The sequence below is a fragment of the Arthrobacter sp. AL05 genome (assembly GCF_029960715.1).
Taxonomy (GTDB): Bacteria; Actinomycetota; Actinomycetes; order Actinomycetales; family Micrococcaceae; genus Arthrobacter.
This window is the reverse complement of the sequence record NZ_JASBRC010000001.1, coordinates 444,644-458,523: the sequence shown is the minus strand read 5'-3', so window position 1 is coordinate 458,523 and position 13,880 is coordinate 444,644. Positions and strand designations below refer to the sequence as shown.

Sequence of the window (13,880 nt, the reverse complement as noted above, 5' to 3'; positions counted from 1 at the left end):
ATGGCCTCCCAGCGCTATGAACTCGGCATCGACGCGGCAAAGCTCGACGCGATCGACATGCACGTCCACCTTGAGGTGGACGGCCACGGCCACGAATCCCTGCCGTCGGCCCTCAGCGAAGCGTCCGCCAAGTACTTCAAGTCCGAGGACCGCACCCCGTCGCTGGACCGGATCGCCGAGGTCTACCGCGAACTGAACATGGCCGCCGTCGTGTTCACCGTCGATGCCCGCACCCAGCTCAAACACGAGCCGAACAGCATCGAAGACCTCGTCGCCGGCGCCGCGCGGAACAACGACGTGCTGATCCCGTTTGGCAGCGTGGACCCACGGACCGGCGCCGAGGCCATCCAGGGCGCCAAGCACCAGGCCATCGACCTGGGTGCCCGCGGGTTCAAGTTCCACCCGTCCCTACAGGGTTTTGACCCCTCCAACGAACAGTTCTACCCGCTCTGGGCCGCCCTGCAGGAACTCGGCCTCCCGGCGATTTTCCACACCGGACAAAACGGCATGGGCGCCGGGCTCCCGGGCGGCTACGGCATCAAGCTGGGCTACTCCAACCCGCTGCTGCTGGACGCCGTCGCGGCGGACTTCCCGGAACTGCAGATCATCATGGCCCACCCCTCGGTGCCGTGGCAGGACGAGGCGAACTCCATCGCCACGCACAAGTCCAACGTCTTCATCGACCTCTCCGGCTGGTCCCCGAAGTACTTCCCGGAATCGCTGGTGAAGATGGCCAACTCCGTGCTGCAGGACAAGGTCCTTTTCGGCACCGACTTCCCGCTGATCACCCCGCAGAAGTGGCTGCGCGCCTTTGCGGACCTGCCGCTCAAGGACGAGGTCCGGCCCAAGATCCTCAAGCACAACGCCGTCCGCCTGCTCGGACTGGGAGGCTGAGATGACTGTCGATACCGAACAACAAACCCGGCTGTACGGCGTCTGCGACTACTACGACGCCGAGTCCCTGTTGACCGCGGGGGAACGCCGCGTGCTGGGCAGGCTGCGGACCTTCCTCGACGAGAAGGCCCGGCCGCTGCTGGCGGACTATTGGGAACGCGGCGAGTTCCCGGATGAGCTCGCCGAGCCGCTGATCGGCCTGGACCTGATGGAGCCGGCCGAACTGCGCGGCCCGGAGGGCAGCCCGGCCCGGGGAATCTACCAGGGCTTCCGGATCTTCGAGCTCGCCCGCACCGACGCCTCGCTCGCCACCTTCTACACAGCCCAGGCCGGACTGTTCCGGACCGCGATCCGGGTCGGTGCCTCCGCGGAACAGCAGGCCGAATGGATGCCGAAGGTCATCGACTTCTCGCTCAAGGGGGTCTTCTCGCTGACCGAGCCGGAGTCCGGTTCCGACATCGCCGGCGGGCTCTCCACCACCGCCCGCCGTGAGGGCGACACCTGGATCCTCGACGGCGCCAAGCGCTGGATCGGCGGCGCCGCCACCGCGGACGTCCTGGCCGTGTTTGCCCGCGACGTGGCCGACGGCCAGGTCAAGGCCTTCCTCGTCGAGCGGGAAGCCCCCGGCGTGACGCAGGAGAAGATCCACGGCAAGACCGCGTTACGGATGATGCAGAACGCCCACATCACCCTCGAGGGCGTACGGGTGCCCGAATCGATGCGCCTGCACAACGTGGAGTCCTTCCGGGACGTCGCGGCAATGCTGCGCGCGATGCGCTCGGACGTCGCCTGGATTGCCACCGGGATCGCGGCCGGTGCATTCGAGGCGGCCCTGCGCTACGTCACGGAACGCCGGCAGTTCGGCCGCACGCTCGGATCCTTCCAGCTGGTCCAGGAAAAAGTGGCCCGGATGCTCGGAAACGTCACCTCGGCGCTGTCTCTCGTGGTGCGGCTCACCGAGCAGCAGTCCAACGGCATCTACCGGGACCAGGACTCCGCCCTGGCCAAGATGCAGACATCCCTGCTGATGCGCGAAACCGTGGCCCTGGCCCGCGAAGTGGTCGGCGGCAACGGCATCACCCTTGAAACCGATGTCGCACGCTTCCACGCCGACGCCGAGGCCGTCTACTCCTACGAAGGCACCCACGAAATCAACGCCCTCATCGTCGGCCGGGCCCTGACCGGCGAAAGCGCCTTCACCCGCTGACCCCGGCACCCACCAAATCCAACACACCCCGCTCCGGCACCGCCGTCGGACAGTTCCCTGCCCCACCCAGCCCTCCAGGAGGACATCATGCCCAATCTCGTCGTCGATTTCGACAAACTGCTCACGCTCGCCGGCACCGATCTCGGGGTCACCGAGTACCGCGAAATCACCCAGGAACAGATCAACAAGTTCGCCGACGCCACCGGTGACGACCAGTGGATCCACGTTGACCCGGAACGCGCCAAGGACGGCCCGTTCGGCGCCCCCATCGCCCACGGCTTCCTCACCCTCTCGCTCATCATCCCTTTCTGGGGCGAGCTGTTCGACGTCGACGGCGTCACCACGAAGGTCAACTACGGACTGGACAAAGTCCGCTTCACGTCCCCGGTCAAGGTGGGCGCGCGGATCCGGATGCGGTCCACCATCAGCGAAGTGACCGAGGTCAAGGGCGGTGCCCAGATCAAGGTCGCCAACACCATCGAGATCGAAGGCCAGGAGCGGCCCGCCGTCGTCGCCGAGTTCCTCGCCCGCTTCTACAAGTAAAAAGCCCCCTCTACGAACCCTCCCTCTGTTCAAAGGAACAACCATGTCAGGACTCACTCAGCTTCAAGCGATGGGCACCGCCGAGCGACGCAAGGAAGCGCGCACCGTCATTGCCTCCAGCTACCTGGGCAGCACCATCGAGTACTACGACTTCCTCCTCTACGCCACGGCCGCGGCGATCGTCTTCCCGAAGGTCTTCTTCAGCGGCATGGACGACTGGGTAGGCGTGGTGGCCGCCTACGGCACGTTTGCCGCGGGCTACGTGGCCCGCCCGGTTGGCGGCATCATCTTCGGCCACTTCGGCGACCGGATGGGCCGCAAGAACATGCTGATCATCTCGATGCTGGTCATGGGCGTGGCCTCAACCCTGATCGGGCTGGTCCCGGGTGCCTCGGTGGCCGGCCCCTGGGGTGCGGTGCTCCTCGTGATTCTTCGTGTCTTCCAGGGCATCGCCGTCGGCGGTGAATGGGGCGGGGCCGCCCTCATGGCGCTGGAGCACTCCGAATCAGGCAAACGCGGTTTTGCCGCCTCGTTCGTCAACGCCGGGGCGCCCACCGGCGCCGTCCTGGGCACCCTGATCATGGGCGCGTTCTCAGCGCTCCCGAACGATCAGTTCCTCGCCTGGGGCTGGCGGGTGCCGTTCCTGCTCTCCTTCGTGCTGCTGGGCGTGGGCATGTTCGTCCGGCTCAAGGTTTCCGAAAGCCCTATCTTCAAAGCCGCCATTGAACAGGAAAAAGCTGAGCGGGAGAGCGCGGCGCAGGCAAACGGCGCCGGGATCACGGCAAAGCCGGCCGCGCCCCTGGTACAGGTCCTGCGGCGGCCCAAGACCCTGATTTTCACTATGCTCGCCGGCGCCGCAGGCTTCGCGCTCCAGGTGGTCCTGGCCACGTTCTCGGTGACCTACGCCGTCTCCAAGGGCGCCGACCGCCAGGGCGTGCTGTACGCCTTTGCTGCTGCCTCCCTGATCTCCATCGTGTTCGTGATCATGGGCGGCCGGCTTTCCGACAAGGTGGGCAGGCGGCCGGTGATGATCGGCGGACTGGTTCTCTTCATCATCTACCTGGTGCCGATGTTCCAGCTGCTCTCCTCCAACAACATCATGCTGATCTTCGTGGCGTTCGCCATCGGCCTGATGATCCACTCCACACTGTTCGGTCCATTGGCGGCCTTCGTGTCCGAGCAGTTCGGCACCACCTCCCGCTACACCGGGGCGTCCCTGGGCTACCAGCTGGCAACCCTGCTTGGGGCCGGGTTCACTCCGGGCATCGTGGCCCAGATCTTCAAGGACTCAGGCCAGGACACGGCATCAGTGGTCTGGTATCTGGCGATCATGTCGGTCGTCTCCATCGTCTTCATCCTGCTGACCCGGGAACCGAAGAACAACGACCTCCGCACCGTCCGGGCCTGACCCTTCATCGGGTCCCCTCACACGGGCTAACCTCACAGTAGAAAGGATTCGCCGTGGAAAATTTTGGCATCGGTTCGTGGCTGCAACGTCGCCGCCCGAAGTCCGGCAACAAGACCGCCCTGATCAGCGGTGACCGGGAACTTAGTTATGAACAGTTCGCGGACCGGACCGTCCGCCTCGCCAACGCCCTGAGGGACCGCGGCGTGGCCAAGGGCGACAGGGTTGCCTACCTGGGCGAGAACCACCCGTCCTTCCTGGAAACCCTCTTTGCGTGCGGCACCCTGGGCGCCATTTTCGTCCCGCTCAACACGCGGTTGGCACCCCCGGAAATCCAGTTCCAGCTGCAGGACTGCGGCGTCGGGGTACTGGTCCATGCAGGCAGCCTCGGCGACCTGGCAGCCCGCGGGTCGGCCGGCACGGCAGTGGCAAGGCTCGTCGTCGTAGACGATGCCGGCGCCGGCAATAACCCGGCGGTGCGCAGTGGAGCCGCCGGGGGCCCGACGGCGGTGGAGGACTTTGCGGACCTGGTGGCCTCCGGTTCGGACCAGCCGGTCGACGAACCGGTCACGCTGGACGACGGTGCCATGATCCTCTACACCTCCGGGACTACGGGCCGGCCCAAGGGGGCCCTGCTGACCCACGGCAACGTCACGTGGAACTGCATCAACGTGATCGTTGATTTCGACTTCTCCTCGCAGGACGTGGCGCTGATGATTTCGCCGATGTTCCACGTGGCGTCGCTGGACATGGGCGTCCTGCCCACCCTCCTCAAGGGAGGAACTGTGGTGCTGGAGCCGAAGTTCGACCCCGGCCGGACACTGGAACTCATTGAGCGGCACCGGGCGACCACCATCAGCGGGGTGCCGACCACCTATCAGATGCTCGCCGAGCACCCGGCGTGGGCCACTGCGGACCTCAGCTCCTTGAACAAGCTCACCTGTGGCGGGTCAGCGGTGCCGATGCGGGTGCTGGAGGCGTATGAAGCGCGCGGCATGCGGTTCTCCAATGGCTACGGCATGACCGAGACTGCGCCGGGCGCCAGCACCCTGCCGGCGGCCCGGTCCAGGGATAAGGCTGGATCGGCCGGACTTCCGCAGTTCTTCACCGATGTGCGAATCGCCGGCTTCGACGGGGACACCGCTGCGCCGGGGACGGCCGGCGAGATCCAGATCAAGGGCCCGAACGTGATCCCCGAGTACTGGAACCGCGCGGACGCCACCGCCGAGTCCTATGCAGAGGGCGGTTGGTTCAAGTCAGGCGATATGGGATACAAGGATGACGACGGGTTCCTCTTCGTCTCGGACCGGATCAAGGACATGATCATCTCCGGCGGCGAGAACATTTATCCCGCAGAAGTGGAGCAGGCCATCACGGAACTCGAGGCGGTGGGAAGCGTGGCCGTGATTGGCGTGCCGGATGAGAAATGGGGTGAAGTGCCCCGGGCTGTGGTTCTGCTGCGCGAGGGTGCCCACCTCACGGAAGAGCAGCTCAGGCGGTACCTGGATGGACGCCTGGCACGTTACAAGATTCCCAAGTCCGTGCTGTTTGTCGATGAGATGCCCCGGACCGCCAGCGGCAAGATCAGGAAGGCCGACCTTCGGAAGCTGAGCGCCATCCAGCCATAACTGGCCGTAGCCTGGGCCCGTCAGCGGATAAGGGCCAGCATGACGCCGACGGCCATGAACAGCACGCCGAACGTCCGGTTGAGGATGCGCTGGCCGCGGGCGTCGTGGGTGAAACGCTGGAAGGTCTTGGCTGCGGCCGCGAAGAAGAACCACATGACCAGGATGTCGATCACGATCACCGTGGCTGACAGGGTCAGGTACTGCGGCAGGAGCGGGTTCTCCGGGCGGATGAACTGCGGCATAAAAGCCAGGAAGAACACGATCGCCTTGGGGTTCAACAGGTTGACCCACAGGCCGCGGCGGAACATGGAGAATGCCGGCTCGTTGCGCAGCGCGGCGGCCTTTTCCTGGTCCAGGTCGGGTTTGTGCCGGAACTGCTGGATGCCCAGGTAGACAAGGTAGGCGGCGCCTGCGTAGCGGATCACGTTGAAGGCGACCGGTGAGCTCGCCACCAGCACCCCGACGCCGAGGGCCACGATCACGATGTGCACCACCAAAGCGGCCTGCTGGCCGAGGATCCCCCAGATGGAACGCCGGAAGCCGGAGTTCAGCGAATTGCTCATGGTGTTGATGGCGCCCGCGCCGGGCGTGAAGCTGATCAGGACACCGGCGCCCGCCAGGGCCAGCCAAAGGGAGGGTTGCACTGATTCAGTTTACGGCCGCGGACACCCCTTCCACGCCGGGTGCTGCCGGCCGTCGGGAGGTCACCGGGAGCCTGAATCGCCCCCTCAGCTGCCGCGCAGGCCGTAGTTTAAGATCATGTTGCCCTTGCTGGTCTGCTGGGATGCCTGCAGCTCAAGCCGGCTCAGCGGATCGCCATCCGCGAAGAGCCTGCGGCCACTGCCTGCGATCACGGGATGGACGATCAACATCAGGCTGTCCAAGAGCCCAGCGAAGAACAGCTGCCGGACCAACGAGATGCTACTGAACACGCCGATGTCGCCGCCGTCGCCGTCCTTCAGGCCCGCGACGAAATCCTCCAGCGGTCCCCCGATCAGTTGCGAGTTCTGCCACATTAGATCGCCGGTCAGGGTGCGGGACGCCACATATTTGGGCAGCGGGTTGATGAACCCGCCGAAGTCTGCGTCGGCTTCGGCGTTCGGCCAGTACTCCGCCCATTGCTGGTACCCGATGCGGCCCAGGAGTCCGGTATCGATCCGGCCCATCATCTCGTTCATCCCCGCGCCCAGCTCCTCATCGAAGCTGTCGAATTGCCAACGGAACGGGTCCTCCACCACGCCGTCCACGGAACTGAACAGTCCGGCCGTCACCTTGCGCATGGGATCTCCTCGCCGTTGAGTCTTTACCTGCACCCTAGCGGCTGATCCGCCGGCGGGGAATGGCTGGTGTGAACCCGGAAGATCCGGCATGCGCAAGGGCTCAGCCGCACGTGCCCAGCCTCGAATGCGACCAGTGGAACATTGTCCTTGGCAGGTCCGCGTGACGCGGATACTGGTCAAAGTACGAGCGGGCGCGGGCAGACATATAGCCCGTTTCGTCGATGGCGAAGTGGCCGATCAGCTGCATGCCCCGTTCGGCCGCCTTCGATTCCAAGTCATGGGCCTCGTCCAGAACCGGATCCGGATAGCCGCAGCTTGCACCGAAGCTGCCGGGATGGGCGATCGCAAAGTACTTCGTGTCGTCCGGAACCAGTGCCGCCAGCACGGCATCCTGGAAGGGAACCAGGCAGCCAGCGAAATCGCCGGGGACGACGTCAATGTCGTTTAGCTGCATGTCCGAGTCCAGGCAGATCAGCACAAGGCTTGGCATCAGCATGTTGTGTTGGATGATGAGCGGGCGGGCGAGTATCTCGAAGTCAAAACCTGCCTGGATGATCATGTCTTGATGCTAAAAAATCTGCCCTTCGAGCTCCAGAGCCAGCACCGGTTATGTGGATAACGGACCGCCACTCACGCCCGGGCGATCACTTCGCCGTTGGGGATCAGGAACCAGCCGTCGGCCGTGGAACCCCAGCGGTGCCAGCCGGCCGAAATCCGGGCAAGGTCGGCGGCGTTGGCGAAGCCGTATTCGAGTGCCTGGTCCGCGAATGCCGAGTGCAGCACGCGTTCGCCCCACACCCGGGCCTGCCAACGGCGCTGCTGGCCGGTGGCGTAGAGCCAGTTGCTGCTGGAGGGCGCGACGTCGGTGAACCCGGCGGACTGGGCCCACGAAACCAGGCGGCGGCCAGCGTCGGGCTCCGCCCCGTTGCGTCGTGCGATCCGTTGGTAGAGCTCCATCCATTCATCCAGCTCGGGGACGGCCGGGTACCAGCTCATGCCGTGGAAATCGGCATCGCGCACCGCCACGATCCCGCCGGGCTTGGCGACGCGGCGCATTTCCCGCAGGGCGGCCACCGGGTCCGTGAGGTGCTGCAGGACCTGGTGGGCGTGCACAACGTCGAACGTCTCGTCTTCGAAGTCGAGGTCGTAGATGTTGCCGGCCACGAACTCGACGTTCTGCACGCCGCGCTCCGCCGCGAGGGCGGTCGCCTGGCTGACCACCTCGGGCGAGCGGTCCAGTCCGGTGACTTTCCCGGGGGCGGCGAGTCCGGCGAAATCGCACGTGATGCTGCCCGGCCCGCAGCCGACGTCGAGCACCGAACCCCCCGGGGTCAGGTGCGGGATCACAAACGCCGCGGAGTTCTCCGCCGTCCGGGAGGCGTGGGCGCGGACCACCGACTCGTGGTGGCCGTGGCTGTACACATCTTCAGGCTGCTGCGCACTCATAATAAAACGCTACCGCCCCGCACCGACAAATCCGCGAATGCGGGGGAAACGGCCGGGAAGACGGCAGGATTTCGCGCGCAGCCGTCCGTTTTGCCGCTTCCGGCAGGGTCGGTTCAGCGGATGATTAGAGGAGTGAAAACCAACAGCAGCAAGCAGGCAGGGCTCGGCCTGTTCCGGGCCACCGGCATTTACGTCGGGGCAATCCTGGGCTCGGGCATCCTTGTCCTTCCGGCCATCGCCGCCAAGGAGGCCGGGCCGGCGTCGCTCCTGGCCTGGACCCTGCTGCTGGTGTTCTGCACCCCCGTGGCCTTCAGTTTCGCTGAGATGAGCCGCCAGCAGCCCGACGCCGGCGGAATTGCCCACTTCGTCACGCGTGCCTACGGGCGCCGTGCCTCGGCCGTGGCGGGCTACCTCTTCTACTTCGCAATTCCGTTCGGTGCCCCGGCGACGGCCGTGATTGGCGGGAACTACATCGCCCACGCGCTGGGCGGCGGCCGCGGGACGGCGTTGGTGGCCGCTGCCTTGCTGCTGGCCGCCGCCTTCGCGAGCAACGCCGTCGGGATCCGGATGTCCAGCGGCATCCAGCTGGTGCTGATGGTGCTGCTCGTCGGACTGCTGGCACTGGCCATCGCGCTGGCCGCGCCGTTTGCCAGGGCGGAGAACTTCGAGCCGTTCGCGCCGCACGGCTACTGGGCCGTGGGCGGCGTGGCCAGCCTGCTCTTCTTCTGCTTCGCCGGCTGGGAGGCGGTCACGCACATCGCCGGGGAGTTCCGCCACCCGGACCGTGACCTCAAACGGGCCACCTGGCTCACCCTGATCGTGGTCGGTGTGGTCTATCTCGGCGTCGTGTCGGCCTCGCTCGCCGTGCTGGGTCCAGCCCTTCCGGGCAGCGACGTGCCGATCGCGCAACTGCTTGAGAAGGGACTCGGCGGACTCGCGGCGCCGCTGACCGCCGTCGCCGCCGCGGTGCTGACTTTCGGCCCGGTCAACACCTTTGTTGCCGGCGCCAGCCGGCTGGGGGCAAGCCTGGCGTCCGACGGCGTTCTGCCGCGGCTCCTTGCGCGGGGTGCCGGTCCGGGGGAGGTGCCCACGGCCAGCCTTGCACTGCTGGGCGTGATGACGTTGCTGTCCTTCGGGGCGGCGGCAGCCGGGCTGGGCGACATGCAGTTCCAGATCGGGGCGGCGTCGGCCTGTTTCACCGCCGTGACCGCGTTTGGCCTGCTCGCCGGGATTCGTTTGCTGCCCGCACGGACGCCGGCCTGGTGCGGGGTTATTGTGGCCGCTGCTGTGATGCTGGCCGTGCTGCTTTTCAGCGGCTGGGCACTGGTGGTCCCGCTCGGGCTGGCCGTGGCCGCCATCTTGGCCGGCAGGCGAGCCGCCCCGGAGGTATTGCCGATGCGGCGCTCGAAAACGCCAACTAGCGCGGCTCGGCGGGAGACGGTGCCGGCTGTTGTGCGGCCTCTTGGCCGGCCCTGACAGTCGCCTCGATCATCGAGGCCATGAACCGTGTCGCGACGTCCAGTTCCGCCGGGGTGAATTCGGCCATCGCGGCCGCCATGTGCCGGGCGAGCGGCTGGAACATGGCTCCGCCGTCGCGGTAGGCCTTCGGGGTCATCCTGAGCTGGACCTGGCGGCGGTCCGGGCCTTGCCGTTCGCGGACCACGTGGCCGGAACTGTGCAGCCGATCAATCAGGGCGGTGGTGGCGGGTGAGCTCAGGTGGAGTTCCTTGCGGAGCACTCCGGGCGTGACAACCTGGTTCCTCGCGGTGTGCTGCATGATCACACCCAAGGCATTGAGGTCCGTCCGGTGCATGTCGTTGCGGCCGCCGGCGGAATCCACGTAGCGGTTGGCCTCGAGGCTGAACTCCTGCAGGAGTCGCACCAGCGGAGGCGGACCCTGGGGTCCGGGGAGTTCCGGCGGGTCAACTCTCACGCGAACCTTCCTCTCTCCTTCTGCCTTGCCCACTGCTTCGCAGCAGGTGCCTTCCGGAGTTTACTTCAGCAGCCCGTGGCACCGTAGCTTTGCTGATTCCGCGCTCACGCTCGGGAAGTTAACTTTCAGGGTTATCTCCATTGTGGAGATAGTCTATTATAGACTCAATTGCATTGATCCAGGCCCGTTCGAGAAGGAACCATGACCAAGACATCACAGGGCAGTACCCGCGTCCCCTTCTGGCTGCGCTGGCTGGTTCCCGTCCTCCTTGTTATTACCTGGCTGGCCATCGCCGGGATCGGCGGTCCGACCTTTGGCCGGCTGAGCGAGGTTTCCTCGAATGACCAGGCCTCCTTCCTGCCGGCGGGAGCCGAAGCCACGGAGGCCCAGGACTGGCAGGCCAAGTTCCGGGACTCCAAGGAAATACCTGCAGTCATCGTCATTGAGAACGACGCAGCCTTCACCCCGGCCCAGCTCGGCGAGGCGGCGGCGCTTAAGGGCAAGCTGGAAGCGCTCGGCGCCGGCAGCACAGTCGTGGGGCCCATCCCGTCAAAGGATGCCAAAGCGGTGCAGTTTGTGGTGCCGATCGGCTCATCCGACGAGGTGAAACAAGTGGTCCAGGAACTCCGCGACGAAGTACAGGCATCTGCTCCGGCGGGAATGCGGACCTTCGTCACCGGACCGGCCGGGCTTACCGCGGACCTGGTCAGCGCCTTCGCCGGCATTGACGGCATTCTGCTGCTCGTGGCCCTTGGCGCGGTGTTCCTGATTCTGCTGATTGTCTACCGCTCGCTGCTGCTGCCGATCACGGTGCTGTTCACCTCGGTTTTTGCCCTCACCGCCGCTATCCTGCTCGTCTTCGGCATGGCCAAACTCGGCTGGATCCAGCTCAACGGGCAGAGCCAGGGCATCCTGTCCATCCTGGTGATCGGTGCAGCGACGGACTACGCGCTGCTCTATGTGGCGCGCTTCCGTGAGGCCTTGACGCACACTACAAACCGCACTGCCGCCGCCCTCACCGCGTGGAAGGCGGCCTGGGAGCCGATCCTGGCGTCCGGCGCCACGGTTATCATCGCCCTCCTGTGTCTGCTGTTCTCGGACCTTAACTCGAACAAGGCCCTCGGCCCGGTGGCGGCGGCCGGCATCCTGTGCTCGCTCCTGGCGGCCCTGACCCTGCTCCCCGCGCTGATGGCGCTGCTGGGCCGGACTGCGTTCTGGCCTTTCCGGCCCAAGCTGCTGCCGGAGACCGAGCGCGAGCCCGAGCTCGTCACAGGACTTGAGGGCCAGAAGGGCCTGTGGCGCGCGACCGGTTCTCTTGTTTCACGCCGGCCCCGGGCCGTCTGGATCACCTCTGTGCTGCTGCTGCTGGCAGCATCCGCCGGCGTCCTGCAGCTCAAGGCAAACGGCGTCCCGCAGACCGACGTCATCCTCACTGCCTCCAACGCGGTGGACGGGCAGGACGCCCTGGCGCGGCACTTCGACGCCGGTTCCGGCAGTCCCGCCGTGATCGTCGCCGAAGAATCGAAGGCCCAGGACGTACTGGACAAGACCAAAGCCACTGACGGTGTGGGGGATGCCTACCTGCTGGCCGACGGCGGAGTGCCGATCACCGGCGCGCCAGCGGCCCCGGGTGCGCCCGCGGCACCGTCGACTCCTTCGGTCCGGGACGGCAAGGTCCTGATCAACGCGACACTGAACTTCGCGGCGGACTCCAACGAGGCCGAGAACGTTGTTGTCGATCTGCGCCGGGAGCTCAAGAAGACCGACGCCGGTGCACTCGTCGGCGGCGTCACCGCGACGGCCCTGGACACCAACACCACGGCCCAGCGCGACCTCGTCACCATCATTCCGGTGGTCCTCGCGGTCATCCTCCTGATCCTGATGCTGCTGCTGCGCTCGGTGCTGGCGCCGGTCCTGCTGGTCGCCTCGGTGGTCCTGTCCTACGGTGCCGCGATGGGAGTCTCCGCCTTCGTGTTCAACAACATCTTCGGATTCCCGGGAGCAGACGCCACCGTTCCGCTGTTCGGCTTCGTTTTCCTCGTGGCACTGGGTGTTGACTACAACATCTTCCTGATGAGCCGGGTCCGCGAGGAATCCCTTAAGCACGGCACCCGGGCCGGCATCCTGCGCGGCCTGGCCGTCACGGGCGGCGTTATCACCTCCGCCGGCGTGGTGCTTGCTGCCACCTTCGCCGCCTTGGGCATCATCCCGATCATGTTCCTGGCGCAGTTGGCCTTCATCGTGGCCTTCGGAGTGCTGCTGGACACCATCCTGGTCCGCTCACTCCTGATCCCCGCCCTGGCCTACGACATCGGCCCGCGAATCTGGTGGCCAGGCAAGCTGGGACGCGCCGGGACGCGCTCCGCCGCTCGCGCGGAGCCGGCCGCCCCTGAAACGGCATCCGCGGAGGCAGGAATCCGCTAGCCAGAGCCCGCAGCCGCCGCTACCGTTCCTGGCCCCCCCACCAGGCAATTGTGGCGGCGGCTGCTTCCTCCAGCGGCGTGGGCCGCAGTCCCATGGCCGCCTCGCTGGCGTGTGAGTCCAGCACAAACGGCTGCTCAAACTGGTAAAGGGTTTCGACCAGTTCCTGCGTTCCCGGGGAGAACCGGCCAATGATCCGCAGAGCCCAGCCGGGCACAGCGGCCACCCGCGGCGCCCGACCGCCGGCGGCTGCGGCGAACGCGCGGGCGATCTGCCGCTGGCTCACCGCGGTGCCGGTGGGTGCATGCCACACCCGGTTCCACAGCGCTGGGTCCTGCGCCGCCCGGATCATCGCGGCGGCCAGGTCGGGCACGTAGGTGAAGGAGTGCGGTAGGGATGCCTTGCCGATGACCACCAGCGGTGTGCCCGCCAGCACCGGCTTCACCATTCGCTCGCCCGCATGTGCGCCGCGCACCCGGGGGCCGAAGAAGTCGCTTGCGACCACGCTCACGGTGTCCGTCTCGGACGCCGCGCGGGCGGCCAGAAGTGCGGTCCGCACCCCGCGCTTGCCGCCCTCAGCCGCGCGGGGGCCGTCCTCCGTCATCGGGCGCTCCGGAGCGCTGTAGGAGTACAGGCTTTCCGGAAAAACGACGACCGCGCCAGCCTCGCCCGCCGCGGCAAGAACCGACTGCTCTGCGCCCGGCAATTCCTCCGCCCATGCCTTTGCGCTGTATTGGGAGCCGTGAATGCAGTGGAACACGGCGTGGGCGCCGCGGAACAGTTCGCCAAGTTGCGCCGGATTGGCCACGTTCACGGCCATCTTTTCGATCCGGGGATGGTCGGGTCCGCTGCCGGACCGGGTAAGCACCCGAACCCGATGGCCTTCCGCTGCAAGCTGTGCGGCAACCGTCCAGCCGACCGGCCCGGCGCCGGTGACGACAAATAAGGTAGAGGCTTCTGCCTCCGGGGATGCGTGCTGGGACATCGATTTCTCGCTTTCATTCCGGTCGGACGGCGGCTGTCCGGGCGCGGCCGCCTTTCCTGGGGCAACCTCCGGAACTGAGAGCAGTGCTCTCTCACCTCAGGATGCGGCCGATCCCTGGCTAAGTCAAGAGCAGTGCTC

The 13,880-nt window shown here is 66.4% G+C and carries 13 protein-coding genes; 7 read left to right on the top strand and 6 right to left on the bottom strand.

The genetic code is table 11. From position 1 onward, the window contains the following. The 5 genes from QK287_RS02160 (at position 1) to QK287_RS02140 (ending at position 5,677) form a co-directional block, all read left to right on the top strand. The gene (locus QK287_RS02160; RefSeq protein WP_282358980.1) at positions 1 to 894 is read left to right on the top strand and encodes an amidohydrolase family protein; all 894 of its coding nucleotides are present in this window, start codon (positions 1 to 3) and stop codon (positions 892 to 894) included. A gap of 1 nt (position 895) precedes the next feature. Beyond that, the gene (locus QK287_RS02155) at positions 896 to 2,101 is read left to right on the top strand and encodes an acyl-CoA dehydrogenase family protein (RefSeq protein WP_282358979.1); all 1,206 of its coding nucleotides are present in this window, start codon (positions 896 to 898) and stop codon (positions 2,099 to 2,101) included. Between the two features lie 87 nt (positions 2,102 to 2,188). Beyond that, positions 2,189 to 2,644, top strand: a complete 456-nt coding sequence (locus tag QK287_RS02150) for a MaoC family dehydratase (protein ID WP_226760581.1) — start codon at positions 2,189 to 2,191, stop codon at positions 2,642 to 2,644. A gap of 43 nt (positions 2,645 to 2,687) precedes the next feature. Beyond that, positions 2,688 to 4,052: an MFS transporter gene (locus QK287_RS02145; RefSeq protein ID WP_282358972.1), complete on the top strand. Its 1,365-nt coding sequence runs from the start codon at positions 2,688 to 2,690 to the stop codon at positions 4,050 to 4,052. Positions 4,053 to 4,105: 53 nt separating this feature from the next. Further along, a complete protein-coding gene (locus tag QK287_RS02140; RefSeq protein WP_282358970.1) occupies positions 4,106 to 5,677 on the top strand; it encodes a long-chain fatty acid--CoA ligase in 1,572 nt (523 codons plus the stop codon). Between the two features lie 20 nt (positions 5,678 to 5,697). Here the strand turns inward: QK287_RS02140 and QK287_RS02135 are convergent, their stop codons facing one another. From QK287_RS02135 to QK287_RS02120, 4 genes are all read right to left on the bottom strand, one after another. Beyond that, complete coding sequence (locus QK287_RS02135) at positions 5,698 to 6,321, bottom strand: LysE family transporter (protein ID WP_282358968.1); 624 nt, start codon at positions 6,319 to 6,321, stop codon at positions 5,698 to 5,700. A gap of 84 nt (positions 6,322 to 6,405) precedes the next feature. Continuing rightward, a complete protein-coding gene (locus tag QK287_RS02130; protein ID WP_282358966.1) occupies positions 6,406 to 6,957 on the bottom strand; it encodes a dihydrofolate reductase family protein in 552 nt (183 codons plus the stop codon). A gap of 100 nt (positions 6,958 to 7,057) precedes the next feature. Then, positions 7,058 to 7,516 (bottom strand): hypothetical protein, encoded by a 459-nt coding sequence (locus QK287_RS02125; RefSeq protein ID WP_282358964.1) that lies wholly within the window; start codon positions 7,514 to 7,516, stop codon positions 7,058 to 7,060. A 71-nt stretch (positions 7,517 to 7,587) separates the two neighbouring features. Further along, positions 7,588 to 8,403, bottom strand: a complete 816-nt coding sequence (locus tag QK287_RS02120; protein ID WP_282358963.1) for a methyltransferase domain-containing protein — start codon at positions 8,401 to 8,403, stop codon at positions 7,588 to 7,590. Positions 8,404 to 8,535: 132 nt separating this feature from the next. Here QK287_RS02120 and QK287_RS02115 point away from each other — a divergent pair, with 132 nt between their 5' ends. Next, positions 8,536 to 9,879, top strand: a complete 1,344-nt coding sequence (locus QK287_RS02115; RefSeq protein WP_282358961.1) for an amino acid permease — start codon at positions 8,536 to 8,538, stop codon at positions 9,877 to 9,879. Here QK287_RS02115 and QK287_RS02110 read toward each other — a convergent pair. Next, positions 9,821 to 10,336 (bottom strand): MarR family transcriptional regulator, encoded by a 516-nt coding sequence (locus tag QK287_RS02110; protein WP_282358959.1) that lies wholly within the window; start codon positions 10,334 to 10,336, stop codon positions 9,821 to 9,823. The two genes, QK287_RS02115 and QK287_RS02110, sit on opposite strands and share 59 nt — an antisense overlap. A gap of 201 nt (positions 10,337 to 10,537) precedes the next feature. Here QK287_RS02110 and QK287_RS02105 point away from each other — a divergent pair, with 201 nt between their 5' ends. Continuing rightward, the gene (locus QK287_RS02105) at positions 10,538 to 12,760 is read left to right on the top strand and encodes an MMPL family transporter (protein WP_282358958.1); all 2,223 of its coding nucleotides are present in this window, start codon (positions 10,538 to 10,540) and stop codon (positions 12,758 to 12,760) included. Between the two features lie 19 nt (positions 12,761 to 12,779). Here QK287_RS02105 and QK287_RS02100 read toward each other — a convergent pair whose 3' ends face one another. Next, a complete protein-coding gene (locus QK287_RS02100) occupies positions 12,780 to 13,742 on the bottom strand; it encodes an NAD-dependent epimerase/dehydratase family protein (protein ID WP_282358956.1) in 963 nt (320 codons plus the stop codon). Between the last annotated feature and the right edge of the window lie 138 nt (positions 13,743 to 13,880).